The sequence below is a fragment of the Stenotrophomonas acidaminiphila genome (assembly GCF_001431595.1).
GTDB lineage: Bacteria > Pseudomonadota > Gammaproteobacteria > Xanthomonadales > Xanthomonadaceae > Stenotrophomonas > Stenotrophomonas acidaminiphila.
Genome location: NZ_LDJO01000024.1, coordinates 49,005 through 66,339 on the forward strand (window position 1 = coordinate 49,005; position 17,335 = coordinate 66,339).

Sequence of the window (17,335 nt, forward strand, 5' to 3'; positions counted from 1 at the left end):
TGCTCCTCCCGGTTTACAATGCCCGCATGAAGACCCATTCCCTCACCGTCGCCCTGATCCAGGAGCGCAATCACGGCGATGCCGCCGCCAATCTGGCCGTGATCGAGGCCCGCGTCGCCGAAGCCGCGGCGCAGGGCGCCAAGCTGGTGCTGCTGCAGGAACTGCACAACGGTCCGTATTTCTGCCAGCACGAATCGGTGGACGAGTTCGACCTGGCCGAGTCGATCCCCGGCCCGAGCACCGAGCGCCTGGGCGCACTGGCCAGGCAACACGGCGTGGTCATCGTCGGCTCGCTGTTCGAGCGCCGCGCCGCCGGCCTTTACCACAACACCGCGGTGGTGTTCGAGAAGGACGGCACCCTGCTGGGCAAGTACCGCAAGATGCACATCCCCGACGACCCGGGCTTCTACGAGAAGTTCTACTTCACCCCGGGCGACATCGGCTTCAAGCCGATCGACACCTCGGTGGGCCGCCTCGGCGTGCTGGTGTGCTGGGACCAGTGGTATCCGGAAGCCGCGCGCCTGATGGCGCTGGCCGGCGCCGAGCTGCTGCTCTACCCCACCGCCATCGGCTGGGATCCGGACGACGTACAGGACGAGAAGAACCGCCAGCGCGACGCCTGGGTACTGAGCCACCGTGGCCATGCCGTGGCCAACGGCGTGCCGGTGCTGTCGTGCAACCGCGTCGGCCACGAGCCTTCGCCGCTGGGCGCGTCGGGCATCCAGTTCTGGGGCAACAGCCACGTGCTCGGCCCGCAGGGCGAGTTCCTGGCCGAGGCCGGCGCCGAGCCGACCGTGCTGGTCTGCGAGGTGGACCTGCAGCGCAGCGAACACGTGCGCCGCATCTGGCCGTTCCTGCGCGACCGTCGCATCGACGCCTACGGCGACCTGCTCAAGCGCTACATCGACTGACCGGGACACCTGCGCATGGCCGTGCACATCCGTGATGCCGGCGCGGCCGACATCGCCGCCATCGCCGCGATCTACGCGGTCGAAGTGACCGACTTCGTCAACACCTACGAATACGAGGTGCCGGACGAGGCCGAGATGCTGCGGCGCATGCAGGACATCCTCGCCCGCGGCTTTCCCTACCTGGTCGCCGAGATCGACGGCCAGGTCGCCGGTTACGCCTACGCCAACACCTACCGCAGCCGCATCGCCTACCAGTGGACGGTGGAGAACTCGGTCTACGTCGATGCGCGCTTCCAGGGCCGCGGCGTGGGCAGCGCATTGCTGCAGGCGCTGATCGACGCCTGCACCGCGCGCGGCTACCGGCAGATGGTCGCGGTGATCGGCGAGCCGGCCAATACCGCGTCGATCAGGCTGCACGAGCGTTTCGGGTTCCAGCTCGTGGGCGTGTTCCGCGGCCTGGGCCGCAAACACGGCCGCTGGCTCGACACGGTGCAGATGCAACGCGCGCTCGGCGATGGCAGCGAGCGCGCCCCCTCCAATGAATGACGCAATGACCGACACCCATTCCGAAAGCGGCAGCGAACTGCTCGCCGGCCAGCCGCTGCGCATCGTCGAACGCGATGGCGTGCGCTACACCCTGCTGGGCACCGCCCACGTCTCCGCCGCCAGCGTACAGGCGGTGGAACAGGCCATCGGCAGCGGCCAGTACGATGCCGTCGCGGTCGAGCTCGATCCGCAGCGGCTGCAGGCCCTGACCAACCCGGATGCACTGGCGCAGCTGGACCTGGTCGAGGTGATCCGCAAGAACCGGGTCGCCCTGTTCGCCGCCAACCTCGCCCTGGCCGCCTACCAGCGCCGGCTCGCCGAGCAGCTGGGCATCGAACCGGGCGCCGAGCTCAAGCGCGCGGTGACGCTGGCGCAGGAACGCGGCCTGCCGGTGCACCTGATCGACCGCGATGTCGGCCTGACCTTCCGCCGCGCCTCGCAGCGCCTGGGCTTCATCGGCAAGCTCAAGCTCGTCGCCGGGCTCGGCGCCGGCCTGTTCTCGTCCGAGGACGTGGGCGAGGATGAGATCGAGAAGCTCAAGCAGGGCGACATGCTCGAATCCAGCTTCGGCGAGTTCGCCAGCGAGAGCCCGGCGCTGTACGAGAGCATCATCGGCGAGCGCGACCGCTACATGGCCACACGCCTGCGCGAAGAACGCAGCGACAGCCAGCGCAACGTGCTGGCGGTGGTCGGTGCCGGCCACCTGGCCGGGCTGGCGCGCTACCTGGAAACCGACACCGTGGCCCCCGGCCCGCTGCGCCAGGCGCTGGAAGCGGTACCGAAGAAGCGCAACGTGCCGTGGATCACGCTGACCATCCTGGCCGTCATCCTGGCCGGTATCGGCGTCGGCTTCTGGAAGGGCGGCATGGGCATGGGCGCTGACATGCTCGCGACCTGGGCGCTCTACACCGGCGGCCTGGCCGGCCTCGGCGCACTGCTGGCCGGCAGTCATCCATTGAGCATCCTGACCGCGGTGGTGGTGGCGCCGTTCAAGCCGTTCCGCCTGAGCATCCCCACCGGCGCGTTCTCAGCGCTGGTGGAAACGCGGCTGCGCCGGCCGGCCTATGCCGACTTCCTGCGGCTGCGCGACGACGCGCAGTCGCTCAAGGGCTGGTACCGCAACCGGGTCACGCGCGTCGTGCTGACCTTCATGCTCACCAACCTCGGCAGCATGCTCGGCCTGTGGCTGACCGGCTTCACCGTCTACGGCAAGCTGGTGTGACCGGCTACGGCGCCACCGCGGCCATCAGGCCCGCGGCCAGCGCCAGGACAGGCCCACGATGAGCAGGCACAGCACGATCTCGATGCTGCTGTAGGCCAGGTAGAACCACCATGCGCCCGGCATGGTGAGCGCGACGAAGGCGGCGTAGAACAGGGCCAGCCCGATGCCGAGCCAGCGCGTCAGCCGCGCCGGCAGGGCCAGCGACAGGAACACCATCAATCCGGGCACGACCAGCAGCAGGGCCACGAACAACAACGAGCCCTGGCTGCTCGGCCCCATCGGACCGCCGCCATCGAGCATGTACTTCAGCTTGCCGGGCCGGTACAGGCCGAAGTAATCGCCGTACAGGTAGCAGAACGTCAGGCTGGCCCACAGCGCAGACAGCTTCAGGCGCAGGGGAAGCGGCGGATCGGACAGCACGGTCCGGGAAGATCGGGTCTGCATGATGACCTCACTGGGCAAGGGAACGTGATGCGGCGGGGCGCGCCGCGCGCAGGCCGAACAGCAGCAGCCACAGGCAGGTGCCGATCTCGCCGACGGAGGCCGGCAGCGTCAGGTGGGCCGATATCCACCAATCCGCGTAGCCGGGTACCAGCAGTTCCGCCAGCACATCCAGCACATAGCCCAGCCCGCCCAGCACCAGCAGCGCGCCCAGCAGGCGCGGCAGGCGCCGCGAGCGCAGCACCAGCCAGCCCAGCGGCAACAGCCACAGCCCCCAGAACACGCGCACCAGCTGCATGCCGCCGCGGTAGGCCTTCAACGCCGCATGCGCGAGCTGCTGGCGCTGCTCCGGCGACAACAGCTGCGCGCTGTCGACGTCGGTCAGCAGCGACAGCGCCTGCAACCGGTGCGACAACGCCGCCAGCGCCAACGGAACCGCCATCGCCACGAACGCCAGCATCAGCGTCGCCGCGCTGCGGCTGACATCCTGGAAGCTGCGGTACAGCACCAGTGCCAGCAGCAGGTACGCCACCTGCTCGACGACGAAAGCCGCCACGCCCTGCTTGAACAGCGCCTGCCTGGCGACCACGTTGTCCAGCATCGCGCCCGCGTCGGCGCCGGCCAGCTGCGCCGGCACGTAGGCCAGGCAGAAGATGCCGGTGACGACGACGATCAGGTACAGGACACCGGCAAGCCGGCCGCCCGGGTGAAGTGCATGTGGCATCCGCGGTCTCCCTGGAAAATGCTCCCGCCGGAGTGGCGGAAGCGCGACAGCCTTACTCCCGCACGGACGCCGCCCCGGCCGCCGGCAGCGGCGCCAGCCCGCGCGCGCGCCGCACCAGGCGCGCGGTTCCCGTGCGCAGGTCGTCGAGGATGGCGTAGATGGTCGGCAGGAACAGCAGGCTGACCACGGTCGAGAACGCCAGGCCGCCGGCAATGGCGCGTGCCATCGGGTAGTACGGCGGCATGCCGTCGGCGGTCTTGGTGTTCAGCGCGATCGGGATCATCGCCAGGATCGCGGTGCCCATCGTCATCATGATCGGGCGCAGGCGCTCGCGACTGCCTTCCACCAGCGCGTCGGTACGTGCCATGCCGCGCCGGCGCAGGTTGTTGATGTGCTCGATCATCACGATGCCGTTGTTGACCACCACGCCCATCAGCACCAGGATGCCGATCACCGCCATGATGTTCATCTCGGTGCCGGTGAGCCAGAACAGCCAGTACACGCCGAAGATCGAGAACAGCACGCATGACATGATCGCCGCCGGGAACAGCAGCGACTCGAACACCGCGGCCATGATCACCACCATCAGGATCAGCGCGATGAAGATGCTGTTCACCATCTGCTGCATGCCATCGAAGTTGATGTTGAAACCGGCGCCGGCGAAGGTATAGCCGTAGCCGGGCGGGAACTGCACGCCTTCCAGCGTGGTCTCCACCGACTTGCGCGCCTGGTCCATCGGCACGTCCTTGGCCAGCCCCGCCTCGATCCGCAGCATGGTCTGCCGGTTCAGCCGCTGGATCGAACTGGCCGCCGGGTTGACGCTCACGTCGACCATCGCCAGCAGCGGTACTTCCTTGCCGCCGGCAGTGCGCACCATGAACGACGACAGGTCCTCGATGCCATAGCTCTCAGAGCCGGCGAAGCGCACGTTGACCGGGATCTCGACGTCGTCGCGGTGGAAGTCGCGCAGCGAGGAGCCGCGCAGCGCCATGCCGACGAACTGCGCCACCTGCTGTGCGCTGAAGCCGTATGCGGCGGCGCGCTCACGGTCCACCCGCACCGCCAGTTCGGTGTTGGCGTCGCCGGTATCCACGCGCACGTCGCGCAGCTTCGGGTCGCGTGCCAGTATCGGCAGGATGTCGTCGGCCAGTTCCTTCAGCGTCTGGGTCGAATCGCCCACCAGGCTGAAGCGGATGCCCTGCCCGTCGCTGCCCATGCCACCGGGCCAGCCGATGCCGATCTTGGCGCGCGCCGACTGCGGCAGCCCCTTGCGCACCTCCTCCTTGATCTTCTCGCTCAGCGCCGGGTCCTCGGTGTCCAGGAACAGGCGCGTCTGCGCCCAGCCCTGCTCGCTGTAACGGCTGAACACGCGTTCGACGTGGAATTCCTTGCGGTGCGCATTGACGAACGCCTCCACCCGCGCCACTTCCCGGCCCATCTCCTCCTTGGAGTAGGCGCCGCGCCACTGGTAGAAGATGTTGATCTCGCTCGGATCGCCGTCGTCGCCGCCACCGGTGGTATGCGTCATCGGATACACACTGGCCAGGGAAATGGCGAGGATGCCGCCCACCGCCCAGCCGCGGTGCTGCAGCGTCCAGCGCAGCGCGCGCGCATAGCGTTCCTGCATCCGGTTGATCAGCGGCGACTTCAGCGCCGGCGGGGTCTTCATCCGCGCCGACAACATCGGGATCAGGCTCACCGCCACCAGCCACGAGGCCAGCAGCGAGACCGAGATCGTCACCGCCAGCTGCGACAGGTAGATGGTGATGATGTTCTTCTCGCCGAACATCATCGGCAGGAACACCACGCAGTGGCACAGGGTGCCGGCCGACAGCGCGATGGCCACGTGGCGGGTACCGATGATCGAGGCCAGCGAGGGTTGGTCGGGGTACTTCTCGCGCTCCTGGTAGATGCTCTCGACCACCACCACCGCGTTGTCCACCAGCATGCCCACCGCCAGCAGCAGGCCCATCATCGAGATGATGTTCATGGTGATGCCGGCGAAGTACATGAACCCCAGGGTCATGATGAAGCAGATCGGGATGGCCAGCGAAACCATCAGCGTCGACGGCCAGTGGCGCAGGAAGGCGTACAGCACGATCACCGACAGCAGCAGGCCGATCGCGCCGGCCTCGGCCAGCGCCAGCAGCGAACTGGTGACCGCCTGTCCCTGGTCGTCGGTGACTTCGATGCCGACGCCGCGCATCGCCGGGTCTTCCTGCAGCCGCTCGATCTCCGCGCGCACCGCGCGCGAGAGATCCACCAGGTTGGCCGAGCGCTCCTTGTACACGTCGACGCCGACGCTGGGCCTGCCCTCCATCTGCCGCACGTAGTTCATGCGCTGCGGCTGCAGGCTGACTTCGGCGATATCCGACAGCCGGGTGCCGCGCTTGTCGACCGGCAGGTTGCGCAGCGCCTGCAGTTCCAGCAGCTCGCCGCGCGGCTGCACGCGCAGGCGCCGGCCGGCCTCGGTGATCTGCCCGGCCGACACCGAGAAGTTGGCCGCCTGCAGCTTCTGCACCAGTTCGTTGAGCGCCACGCCATGCGCGCTCAGCCGGTCCTTGTCCAGCGCCACCAGCACTTCCTGCTTGGCGACACCCTCGACCTCGACCCGGGCCACCCCGGGCAGGCGTTCCAGGCGCTGCTTGATGCTGCGCTCGATCAGGTCCGCGCGCGCGGTCAGGTCCTCGTCGCTGGTCAGGCGCAGGCTCATCGCCTCGCGGTCGCTGGTGCTCCAGCGCTGCACGTAGTAGCGGCGGAAATCGTCCGGCAACTGGTCGCGCACCGCATCGATGCGCTCGCGCGCCTCGGACGCGGCCATGGCGATATCGCGGTTCCAGTCGCTGAATTCGACCTGGATCTGCCCGCCCTCGGCATTGGCGCGGGCGTTCATCGACTTGATGCCAGGCATCGTGGCGATGGCTTCCTCGACCGGCCGCAGCAGGTTGCGCTCCACTTCCTCCGGCGTCGACCCCGGGTACGGCAGCGACACGAAGAAGAAGGGGATGGTGGCTTCCGGCTCGGCCTCCAGCGGCAGCCGGAAGGCGGCGATCAGGCCGATCGCCACCATCGACACGAACAGCATGATGGTGGTGACGGGGCGGCGGATGGACAGCTCGGTGATGTTCATCCGTATCAGCCCTTCAGCCCGTCGCCGCCGGCGCTGCCTTCACCCAGCGCGTCATGCTCGTGCGCCAGCACCTGCTCGACCTGCTGTGCCTGCTGCCGCGCACGGCGGCCACGCTCGGCATAGAACGCGTCGGCCTTGCGGTCCAGCAGGTCGTACACCACCGGGATCACCAGCAGCGTCAACAGGGTCGAGACCAGCAGGCCGCCGATCACGGTGATCGCCATCGGCGAGCGCACCTCCGCGCCTTCGCCGAAGGCCAGCGCCAGCGGCAGGAAGCCGAACACCGCGCACAGCGTGGTCATCATGATCGGGCGCAGGCGCGAGCGCGCGCCCTCCACCAGCGCCTGGCGCTTCGCCACGCCTTCCTCGCGCAGCTGGTTGACCTTGTCTATCAGGATGATGGCGTTCTTCACCACCAGACCGACCAGCAGGATCAGGCCGATGAACACCACCACCGACACCGGCGAGCGCGACAGCAGCAGCGCCGCGACCGCGCCGACCAGCGCCAGCGGGATGGTGAACAGGATGACGAACGGGTGCAGCAGCGATTCGAACTGCGATGCCATCACCAGGTACACAAGGAACACCGCCAGGGCGAAGGCGAACAGCAGCGAGCGGATCGATTCGCCCAGCTCCTGGCCCTGCCCGCCGATGTGCATGCCGACATCGGTGCCCAGCGGGTTGTCGGCCACCATCTTCTGCACTTCGGTGATCGCCGTGCCCAGGTCGATGCCGCGCAGGTTGGCCGAGACGATCGCCACCCGGCGCAGGTCGGCGCGGTGGATCTCGCTGGGCCCGGTGGTTGCCACCACTTCGGCCACGGACGACAGCTCAACCGGCTTGCCACCGGTCGGGTGCACGATCAGGCGGCGGATGTCCTCGACCGAGGAGCGCTCGGATTCCTGCACGCGCACCAGCACGTCGATCTTGCGGTCGCGGAAGCTGTAGCGGGTGGCGACGTTGCCGCGCACCTTGTTGACCACCGCATCGGCGATCTGGCGCGTGGTCAGGCCCAGCGCCGCGGCGCGGTCCTGGTCGAACACCACCTGGATTTCCGGGAAGCCCTGCTCGACCGTCGACTTGACGTCCGCGTAGTGCGGATTCTGCCGCAGCATGCCGGCCAGGCGGTTGCCGGCCACCCGGATCGCGTCCAGCGTATTGCCCTCGATCTCGATCTCCAGCGGCGGCGACAGCGCGAACAGCTCCGGGCGCGCGAAATCCACCTGCGCGGACGGCCACGCCTTCATGGTCTGGCGCAGCTTCTCGGTCAGCTCCGGCTCGCGCGAGGTGTCGCTCATCACCACCGACAGCTTGCCGATGTTCTCGCCGCTCTCGGTCGGGCTGGCGTCCAGCCGCGTGCCGGTGCCGGACACGCCGTACAACAGGCGCACGCCGTCCTCGCCGGCATGCTTGCGCTGCACTTCGCGCACCAGGGCGTCGGTCTGCGCCAGCGGCGTGCCGGGCGGCAGCTTGGCGGTCATCTCGAAGCGGTCCTGCGCCAGCTGCGGGATCAGGTCCACGCCCAGCATCGGCAACACCGCCAGGGTCAGCGCGAACGCCAGCGCCGCGCCACCGAGTATCGGCCATGGCCGCGCCAGCGCGGCGGGCAGCAGGCGCAGGTAGGTGCGCTCGGCACGGCCATACGGCGCCATGGCGATGTCGCTGGCCTTGCGCATGACCGGGCTGACCACCGCGGCGATGCCACGGAACATCCGCACCACCAGCCACGCCGCGGCATAGAAACCATAGCGGACCAGCGCACCGATGCCGCGGCCGGCGAACGCGGCCGGCTTCTGCCAGCGGCGTTCCGGGCGCCACGGCTGGCGCGGATCCTCGGCCGGGAACTCCAGCGGCGGGCGCCCCTTCAGTGCGCTCAGCATCGGGATCAGCGTCATCGACACCACCAGCGACACCGCGATGGCGATCGACACGGTCAGCGCCTGGTCGCGGAACAGCTGCCCGGCGATACCCTCGACGAACACCAGCGGCAGGAACACCGCGATCGTGGTCAGGGTCGAGGCGACCACCGCCATGAACACTTCGCGGGTGCCCTTGATCGCGGCCTCGAGGATGCCCATGCCGCGTTCGCGCGCCTTGGCGATGGATTCCAGCACCACGATCGAGTCGTCCACCACCAGGCCGGTGGCCAGCGCCAGGCCGCCGAGCGACATCACGTTCAGGCTCAGGCCGAGCTGGCCCATGAAGAAGAACGTGGCGATGATCGAGATCGGCAGCGACAGCGAGATGACGAACGTGCTCCAGCCATCGCGCAGGAACAGGAAGATGATCAGCACCGACAGCAGGCCGCCGATCACCGCATCGATCTTGACGTCCTTGATCGCATGGCGGATGAAGACCGACTGGTCCTCCACCGTGGTCATCTCGATGTCCTTGGGCATCTGCTTGCGGATCGCCTCGAGCTTCTTTTCCAGCGCATCGGCGGTGGATACGGTGTTGGCGTCGCCTTCCTTGTAGATGGCCAGCTCGACGGCCTCGTGCCCGCCGGCGCGGATCACCGCCTCGCGCTCCTTGTAGCCCTGGCGCACGTCGGCCACGTCCTTCAGGCGTACCGGCGAGGTGCCGCCGCCACTGCCATCGCTGCGAAGCGCGGCGATCACGTTCGGATCGCGGCTGCCGAGGATGGCGGTCATAAGCTGGCGGTTCTCACCGGCCGAGGAGGCCCCCGAGCCGGCGGCGGTATTGAGCAGCATCTCGCGCATCTGCTCGACCGTGGCGAACTGGTTGACGGTACGCACCAGGTAACGCTGCGAGCCCTCTTCCAGGCGGCCGCCGGACAGGTTCACGTTCTCCTGCTGCAGGCGCTGGATCACGCTGTCCAGCGACAGCCCCAGTTGCGCCAGCTTGCGCTGGTCGATATCCACCTGGATCTCGTCCTCCAGGCCGCCGCCGACCTTGACCGCGGCCACGCCGCTGACCGGCTCGAGCTTGCGCTTGAGGTCGTCGTCAGCATAACGGCGCAGTTCCATCAGCCGGCGCACCGCGTCGGCGTCGCTGCCACCGTCCTGCTTCGAGGACAGCGCCAGGCGCATGATCGGCTGGGTCGACGGATTGAAGCGCAGCAGCACCGGCGGCTTGGCCTCCAGCGGCAGCTGCAGCGTCTCCATCTTGTCGCGCACGTCGAGCCCGGCCTGCTGCATGTCCGTGCCCCAGGCGAACTCCAGGACCACGTCGCTCTGGCCGGTACGCGAGATCGACTTGAGCTTGCGCAGCCCCTTGACGATGCCCAGCGCTTCTTCGGCCGGCTGCGAGATCAGCGTCTCCACCTCGGCCGGCGCCGCGCCTTCGTAGTCGGTGCGTACGGTGAGCGTGGGATAACTCAGGTCGGGCAGCAGCTCGACCTTCAGGCTCGACAGCGAGATCAGGCCGAACAGCACCAGGGTAAGCGTCATCATCGCGATGGTGACGCGGCGGCGGGTGGCGAATTCGATCAGGTCGAAGCCGCCACCGCCGGGAACCGACGGATCACGCGCACTCATTGCTTGGCCGCCTGTGCGGCCGGCGCCTTGGCGGGAGCGGCGGTGGCGACCGCCTTTTCCTTGCCGATCACCTGCACCGCGCTGCCCTCGCGCAGTGCCGCCTTGCCGGCCACGACCACTTCCTCGCCGGGCTGCAGGCCTTCGCGCACCTCGATCCAGCCGGCATCGTCGTAGCCGAGCTTGAGCCGGGTGCGCATCGCCTTGCCGTCGCGCACCACGTAAACGGCGGGCTCGCCACCGTCCTCGAGCAGCGCGGTGCGCGGCACCACCAGCGCATCGGCGCGCTGGTCGTAGTTGATGCTCAGGCGGCTGAACATACCCGCCTGCAGGTCGCTCTCACCCGAGAACGAAGCCACCACGCGGAACGTGCCGGTACCGGTGTCCACCACCGGCGACACGCGGTCCACGACACCACCGAACGTGCGCCCCGGCAACGCGTCGGCGACCAGCTCCACCGCCTGTCCCGGCTTGAGCTTGGCGATCTCGCGCTCGGGCACGTTGAGCGTGGCTTCCAGCTTGCCGGCATCGACGATGCGGATGATCGGCGAATTGATCTGCACGAAATTACCCGGCTTGATGTCACGCGAGGCGACCACGCCGGAAATCGGCGCCACCACCGTGGTGTAGGACAGCTCCAGTGCCGTCATGCGGTACTGCGCGCGCGCGTTTTCCAGATCGAAGCGCAGCTGGTCGATGTCGGCGGCACTGACCAGCTGCTGCTGGACCAGCTTCTGCGCGCGCTGGTAGCTGTTTTCCAGTTTGCGCATCTGCGCTTCGCTCTGCGCAACGGCCAGGCGCGCGCGATCCGGGTCCAGCCGTACCAGCGGCTGCCCGGCGCTGACGTGCTGGCCTTCCTCGACCATCACCGCCAGCGCCACGCCCGAGGTCTTGGCGACCACCTGCGACTCGGCGCGCGGCTCAAGCGAGGCGGTACCGGTGTAACTGGCGGCGATGGCGCGGCGTGCCGCCTTGGCCACTTCGACCGGGACCGCATCGCTTGCCTTCTGCTCTTCCTTGGGCTTGTCCTTGGCGCCCTCGCCGTCGGCCTTGCAGCCGCCCAGCAGCAGCACCGTGGTAACGAGGAGAGCGGCGGCGCAGCGTCCGGTGCGGCCGTACGGAGTAAGGAATGGCGACATCGTGGGGTCCCTGGAGATGCAGTGGCTGGTGTTGTAGCAAAGTATTGCACCACCCCACAACGACACCATGCCCCAAAGGTCATGCATGCATACCGCACCGCAGCATTCATGAATGGTTCCGAACCGGTGAATACGCGGGCTATACTCGGCCCGTTCCGTGTCCCCACGGCGGAACGAACAGACCCGCATACCGGACAAGGAAACCATGCGCTCGCAGCCGTTTGCCGTATGTCTCGCCCTGGCTCTGGCCCTGCCCTTCGGGGCCGCCGCACAAGCCGACCCGCAGCAGTCTGAACCTTCCGCTCCCGCTCCCGCGCCTGCTTCGGCCCCCGCTGCTGCGCCTGCCGCCGCGGCGCCGTCGGCCGCAGGCAATGCCGAAGCCGGTCGTACCCTGGCCTACACCTGCCAGGGGTGCCATGGCATCACCGGCTACAAGAACGCCTACCCGAGCTACCGCGTGCCCAAGATCGGCGGGCAGTCGGCGCAGTATCTGGCCCAGGCGTTGACCGAATACCGCGAAGGCAAGCGCAAGCATCCGACCATGCAGGCGCAATCGATGAGCTTCAGCACGCAGGAAATCGCTGATCTCGCCGCCTACCTGTCCACTCTCAAGTAAGCACCGCTCATGTCGAAAGCCAAGCACGCTTCGCGTCTCGCCATCGCACTGTTCGCTGCCTGCGCCGTGGCCGCCTGTACCCAGTCGGAGGTGGAGTCCAGCGGCAAGTCCGCCGCCGACCCCGGCCATGCCAGTGGCGAACACGGTTCCAGCTCTTCGGCCGGCCTGCCGCAGGGGCGCATCGCCGCCGGCGAGCAGCTGGCCAACAGCAAGGGCAAGGCCACCGGCCAGAGTTGCATCGACTGCCACGGCGCCGATGGCAACGCCCCGATCGATCCGGGCTATCCACGGCTCGGCGGCCAGTATGGCGACTACCTCGCCCACGCCCTGCAGGCCTATCGCAGCGGCGACCGCGAGCACATGTTGATGTCGCCGCAGGCGGCCGGCCTGAGCGACCAGGACATCTCCGACCTGGCGGCCTACTTCGGCTCGCGCCCAAGCCAGCTGCGCGATCTGCACGGCCTCAAGTAGCCGCGGCGCGCCGGCCCACACGTGCCGGCGCCACTGATCCAGGCGGCATGGGTTGGCTGGGCATGAACCGCCCAGCCGGACATGAGTGGCCGATGCATCCCTCCCGTCGAAGGCGCCCTGCCCTGGTTTCCCCCGCTGGCGGCACTGGCCGGATTCGCCGGTATCCGCGCATGCCCGGAACTGCCCGCCACCCATCCGCCATGGGCCGGCCCGACCGCAGTGACCGGACTCCTCGCACCGCTCGCCTGCGGCATGCTGCCGATGCGCATCTGATGCGCACCGTGGCACGCAGCCTGCGACACGGCAGGGATCGATAACCATCCACGCCCCGTGGCACAGCGGCACGCGCGCGCTTTCGCGCGCTCAACGGCTGCCGTTGTCTTCCTGCAGTTCCTGCTTGAACGGCACGTCCGGCGGTGGCCGCGCGCTGGCCGGCTGCTCCTGCATGTTCGGGTTGCTCAGGCCACAGCCGCCGCCGAACTGAAGGATGGACACCACGCAGGAGATGCGGGTGCCGGTGCCCGGGATCGGGATCTCGATGCTTTTGACGCCCTTGCGCACCCACTCGGCCAGCAGCGATTCGTTGGGCACCCAGTACTTGTCGAACGAGGTCGGCGCGTGGTCATAGGGCGGTCGCTTGAGCCAGGTGCCGGCACGATCGATCTGCTCGCGGCTCCAGCTGTCCGACCCGCCGCCCGGCGCACCGCGGCCAGCGGGCGCCGCATCCTTTCCGGCATCGCCCGCCAGGCGCACGCTGCCATCGCTGTTGTACAGACCGCGGCCAGCGTCGGACGCAGCGCCGCTGCCACCCGATGCCTGCCGCTGCGAAGCCCCCCAATCGTCCGAACGGACCGGCGCGGCCCAGCCGCCGCTGCGGTCCTGCGGCCGCGGGCCGGCCCCCGTGCTGGTGCCTGGTTGCGGTGCACTCCGCGTCCCCTGCCCGCCCGCCGCGGCGCCCTGGCTGATCGGCGCCGCCGCAGCGGAACCGGCGGCAGGCGCGGGAACGGCATCGGCGACACCCGGCACCTGCCGCTCGCGCACCGGCAGGTCTGCCGTCGCAACCTGCACCCCGCTTTCGCGCGCCGGCACCGTGGCCATCGTCACCTGTTGCCGTGGCGCGGCTTCGATCTGCCGCTCGCGCACCGCCGGCGCCGCGCCCGCCAGGCGCACATCCGCCTCGCGCGGGCGGACCTGCGCCATCGCCACCGGCTGCACGGGCCCGGTCTCGACCGGACGCTCGCGCACCTGCACCTGCGGCATCGCCGCGGCCCGCGCGGCGACATCCGGCAACGGCAACACCCGCACCTGCGCCGGCCGCTCCGGCATGGTCTCGACGGTACGCTCGCGCACCTGAGGCACCTGCACGCGCAGCGCCGGCGCGGCCACCGTGGCCGGCGGCAACACGAAATCGCCGGTCGGCCGCGGCACCTCGGTGACCTGCAGCGGCTGCGGCGCCTGCGTGTCGGACGCGGGCTGCGGCACGTCCGCCGGCGCTGCCTCCGACGCGCTGCTGTCCTGCGCCGCGGATTGTGGCTGTGATCGGGATTGCGGCGACGCGGCAGCGGCTACGGCGCTGGCCGCTGCCCCCTGCGCAGTGGTGGCCGGCGCGCCTGCGGCCTGCGGCGCTCCCCCGCCCGGGTCCTCCGGAGTGCCGCGGCCCATGTACTCGATCCGGACGCGCTCGCCCGCGTCCGTCCCCGCTTCGGGCACGTTGCTGCGGACCAGCGCCACCCACACCAGCAGCACTGCGAACAGCAGATGCAGGGCCACGCTGCACACGGCGGAAAACCAGCGGAGGCGACGCTGGTCGCCGGCAGGCGGATCGTCGCCTGCCCAGCGCAGCACCTGCAGCAGCGCATGCGGAAACGACGTCGCCCGTCCGCTTCCACGGGAACGCGGCCCCTTCCATGCAGGCGCCGCGGCGGCCGCATCCGCGCCGGCGAATGCCAGCGCCTTCGCCGGCGACCCACCGCGCAGCCAGGCACTCCAGCTGTACGGGAAACCGGTGCGGCGGTCATGCAGGAGGCTGCCCTTGCGCCGGGCGGCCAGCAGGTCGATCAGGTCGGCAACCGTCGTCACCGGCACGTGCGGAAAGGCTCAGCCCGCGCTGCCGCGCGGAATGTAGGGGGCCTGGCCACTGGCGTGGTCGGTCGCGTCGCGCACCGCGGTGACGCCAGGCACGCGGGCCATCAAGGTCTTCTCGATGCCCTGCTTCAAGGTCACGTCGGCCATGCCGCACCCATGGCAGCCGCCGCCGAAGCGCAGCAGCACCACGCCGTCGGCGGACACTTCCTGCACCGCGACGCGGCCGCCGTGCGAAGCCAGCTGCGGGTTGACCTCGTTCTCGATGACCCAATGCACGCGCTCGACCATCGACGCCGCCTCGCCGGGCGCTTCGCCCTTGATCTTCGGCGCCTTGATGGTCAGCTGCTGGGTACCCGCCGCCTGGGTGACGTAGTCGATCTCGGCGCCGTCCAGCCAGGCCACGCTGGTGGCCGCCACGTAGAGCGTGAAGCCGTCGCAGTCCACCGCCCATTCGTCGCCCAGCAGATCGGCCGGCTCGGCGAACTCAAGGCGCGCGTCGGCGCGTGGCGTCCCCGGTTCGACCGCGCTCAGGCGCACGCCCATGCCGGGCACGGCCTCGCGTTCGATCAACTTGCGGAAATGGCTCTGTGCGGTATCTGAAATCTGGATCATGCGGGGTATTCTAGCCGTGTCTTGGCAACTGCTGATGGGACACTGATTCCACGCGCAGCGCCGTTCAGCCCCTTGTCGATGGAGATTCCCATGGCCGATCTGATTCCACTCGCGCAGGCGCACTGCATTCCGCGCAGGGGCAGCGAGCACCGGCTCGGGGCGGCGCGGCTGGCCGAACTGCTGCCGCAGGTCCCGGGCTGGGAGCTGGCCGAGGACGGCCACGCCCTGGTGCGCACGTTCAGCTTCGACAATTACCACGGCACCATGGCGTTCGTGAATGCCCTGGCGTGGGTCGCGCACCGCGAGGACCACCACCCCGACCTGGGGGTGCACTACGACCGCGCGATCGTCCGCTTTTCCACCCACGACGTGGGCGGGCTGAGCGAGAACGATTTCATCTGTGCCGCCAAGGCATCCGCACTTGTGGAGCAATGACATGAAAGCGCATCTCCTGCTGGGCTCCCTCGCCACCGCCATCGCGCTCAGCGCCTGCGGCCCTTCCGAACCGGCCGCGCCGGTGATCGCCCCCACCGAGGTGGCCGCGGTACAGACGCCACCGCCGGACTACCCGGTCGAACTGGCCTGCAGCGGCGTCGGCGGACAGAGCGTGCTCAAGGTCGTGGTCGGGCCGCAGGGCACCCCGACCGAAGTCACGCTGCTCACCAGCAGCGGCAACAGCCAGCTCGACGATGCGGCGATCCAGCGCGTGCGCGAATGGAAGTTCAAGGCCGCCACCCGCAATGGCCAGGCGGTGCCGACCACCATCCAGGTTCCGGTGAGCTTCAACCCGCCGCAGCCGAAGCCGGACAGCTGCTTCGCCATCGAGGAGCGCATGCGCCGCGGCGGCTGACCGCCCCCGCATCGATGCGGCGCGGCGGCACGGGCACCAGACCCGATGCCGCCCAAGCGGCGTCAGCGCATGCGCGCCGGATCAGCGCAACCGGTCCAGCGCCTCGGCCAGTTCCGGCGCCAGCGGTGCGTTGAGCACATAGGGCACCTTGCCGCCATCGAGCGCAAACTCCAGCGAGGCGGCGTGAAGGAACAGCCGCTTCAGTCCGATCTGCTCGCGAAGCCGCTTGTTGACCGCAGGATCGCCGTACTTGTCGTCACCGGCGACCGGATGACCGATGTGCTGGGCATGCACGCGGATCTGGTGGGTACGCCCGGTATCGATCTTCACCTCGCAGTACGAATGACCGCCGCGCCGCTCCAGCACCCTGAAATGGCTCAGTGACGGCTTGCCGGCCGCATTCACCTGCACATGGCGTTCGCCACCCTGGCGCAGGCCCACGTGCAGCGGCGCATCCACGCTCATCACCCCATCGGGCATGCGCCCGACCAGCAGGGTCAGGTAGCGCTTGCGGATGCCGCCGGGCCCGGTGCCGTCGTGGTCCTCGCGCAGCAGCGCCTGCAGTTCGGACAGCGCCGAGCGCTTCTTGGCCATGACCAGCAGCCCCGAGGTGTCGCGATCCAGCCGGTGGACCAGCTCCAGCCCCTGGTTCGGACGCAGGGCGCGCATGGTTTCGATCGCGCCATGGCTGATGCCGCTGCCGCCATGGCTGGCCACCCCGGAAGGCTTGTTGATCACCAGCAGCCGCGCGTCCTCGAACACGATGGCCTGCTCCATGCGCTGCAGGAAGCCGGCCGGCGGTGGCGCCTTGTCTCCGACCTCGGCGAGATTGACCGGCGGCACGCGCACCTCCTCGCCCGCCTCCAGCTTGCGCTCGGCCTTGGCTCGGCCGCCATTGACCCGCACCTGGCCGCTGCGCACCAGTTTATAGACCAGGCTGCGCGGGGCGCCCTTGAGCTGGCCGAGCAGGAAGTTGTCCAGCCGCTGCCCGGCCCGGTCTTCCGGAACCTTGATCAGGCGCACGCTGGATTTGCCCGCAGGCGGTATGCGGCGGTCTTCGGAGTCAGTCATCTGCCTGTTTATTCTGTTACACT

General features: G+C 69.1%; 15 protein-coding genes. 7 read left to right on the plus strand and 8 right to left on the minus strand.

Annotation, left to right across the window (positions count from 1 at the left end; all coding sequences use genetic code 11):
- Nucleotides 1-26 precede the first annotated feature (26 nt).
- The 3 genes from ABB33_RS07570 to ABB33_RS07580 are packed head-to-tail and all read left to right on the plus strand — an operon-like array spanning nucleotide 27 to nucleotide 2,679.
- Nucleotides 27-911, plus strand: a complete 885-nt coding sequence (locus tag ABB33_RS07570) for a carbon-nitrogen hydrolase (protein ID WP_054666300.1) — start codon at nucleotides 27-29, stop codon at nucleotides 909-911.
- Nucleotides 912-926: 15 nt separating this feature from the next.
- Nucleotides 927-1,457 (plus strand): GNAT family N-acetyltransferase, encoded by a 531-nt coding sequence (locus ABB33_RS07575; protein ID WP_054666303.1) that lies wholly within the window; start codon nucleotides 927-929, stop codon nucleotides 1,455-1,457.
- Nucleotides 1,450-2,679, plus strand: coding sequence for a TraB/GumN family protein (locus ABB33_RS07580; protein WP_054666304.1), 1,230 nt, complete (start codon nucleotides 1,450-1,452; stop codon nucleotides 2,677-2,679). The genes ABB33_RS07575 and ABB33_RS07580 overlap by 8 nt, the downstream gene beginning before the upstream one ends.
- Nucleotides 2,680-2,703: 24 nt before the next feature.
- On the opposite strand, the gene ABB33_RS07585 is transcribed toward ABB33_RS07580, so the two are convergent.
- From ABB33_RS07585 to ABB33_RS07605, 5 genes are read right to left on the minus strand one after another with little or no spacing between them, the layout of a single operon-like run.
- Entirely contained in the window at nucleotides 2,704-3,123 is a 420-nt protein-coding gene (locus tag ABB33_RS07585; protein ID WP_056931731.1) for a DUF6326 family protein, read from the minus strand.
- Nucleotides 3,124-3,130: 7 nt separating this feature from the next.
- Entirely contained in the window at nucleotides 3,131-3,844 is a 714-nt protein-coding gene (locus ABB33_RS07590; RefSeq protein ID WP_056931732.1) for a DUF4386 family protein, read from the minus strand.
- Nucleotides 3,845-3,896: 52 nt separating this feature from the next.
- On the minus strand, nucleotides 3,897-6,974 hold the full coding sequence (locus ABB33_RS07595) for an efflux RND transporter permease subunit (protein ID WP_056931733.1): 3,078 nt from the start codon (nucleotides 6,972-6,974) through the stop codon (nucleotides 3,897-3,899).
- A 5-nt stretch (nucleotides 6,975-6,979) separates the two neighbouring features.
- Nucleotides 6,980-10,471, minus strand: a complete 3,492-nt coding sequence (locus tag ABB33_RS07600) for an efflux RND transporter permease subunit (RefSeq protein ID WP_056931734.1) — start codon at nucleotides 10,469-10,471, stop codon at nucleotides 6,980-6,982.
- Complete coding sequence (locus tag ABB33_RS07605) at nucleotides 10,468-11,607, minus strand: efflux RND transporter periplasmic adaptor subunit (RefSeq protein WP_056931735.1); 1,140 nt, start codon at nucleotides 11,605-11,607, stop codon at nucleotides 10,468-10,470. Before ABB33_RS07605 ends, ABB33_RS07600 begins: the two co-directional genes overlap by 4 nt.
- Nucleotides 11,608-11,812: 205 nt before the next feature.
- On the opposite strand from ABB33_RS07605, the gene ABB33_RS07610 reads away from it, so the two are divergent.
- Nucleotides 11,813-12,223, plus strand: a complete 411-nt coding sequence (locus ABB33_RS07610; RefSeq protein ID WP_056931736.1) for a c-type cytochrome — start codon at nucleotides 11,813-11,815, stop codon at nucleotides 12,221-12,223.
- Between the two features lie 9 nt (nucleotides 12,224-12,232).
- Nucleotides 12,233-12,694 (plus strand): c-type cytochrome, encoded by a 462-nt coding sequence (locus tag ABB33_RS07615; RefSeq protein ID WP_054666321.1) that lies wholly within the window; start codon nucleotides 12,233-12,235, stop codon nucleotides 12,692-12,694.
- A 363-nt stretch (nucleotides 12,695-13,057) separates the two neighbouring features.
- Here the strand turns inward: ABB33_RS07615 and ABB33_RS07620 are convergent, their stop codons facing one another.
- Both ABB33_RS07620 and ABB33_RS07625 read right to left on the minus strand, forming a co-directional pair.
- Nucleotides 13,058-14,773, minus strand: coding sequence for a hypothetical protein (locus tag ABB33_RS07620; protein ID WP_152985009.1), 1,716 nt, complete (start codon nucleotides 14,771-14,773; stop codon nucleotides 13,058-13,060).
- An 18-nt stretch (nucleotides 14,774-14,791) separates the two neighbouring features.
- A complete protein-coding gene (locus tag ABB33_RS07625; RefSeq protein WP_054666326.1) occupies nucleotides 14,792-15,391 on the minus strand; it encodes an NfuA family Fe-S biogenesis protein in 600 nt (199 codons plus the stop codon).
- A gap of 90 nt (nucleotides 15,392-15,481) precedes the next feature.
- On the opposite strand from ABB33_RS07625, the gene ABB33_RS07630 reads away from it, so the two are divergent.
- Nucleotides 15,482-15,826 carry a 4a-hydroxytetrahydrobiopterin dehydratase gene (locus ABB33_RS07630; RefSeq protein ID WP_054668699.1) on the plus strand — a complete coding sequence of 115 codons (345 nt, stop codon included), beginning with the start codon at nucleotides 15,482-15,484 and terminating at the stop codon, nucleotides 15,824-15,826.
- 1 nt (nucleotide 15,827) lies between these two features.
- A complete protein-coding gene (locus tag ABB33_RS07635; protein WP_056931738.1) occupies nucleotides 15,828-16,241 on the plus strand; it encodes an energy transducer TonB in 414 nt (137 codons plus the stop codon).
- Between the two features lie 81 nt (nucleotides 16,242-16,322).
- On the opposite strand, the gene ABB33_RS07640 is transcribed toward ABB33_RS07635, so the two are convergent.
- A complete protein-coding gene (locus tag ABB33_RS07640) occupies nucleotides 16,323-17,312 on the minus strand; it encodes an RluA family pseudouridine synthase (RefSeq protein WP_054666331.1) in 990 nt (329 codons plus the stop codon).
- Nucleotides 17,313-17,335: the final 23 nt, after the last annotated feature.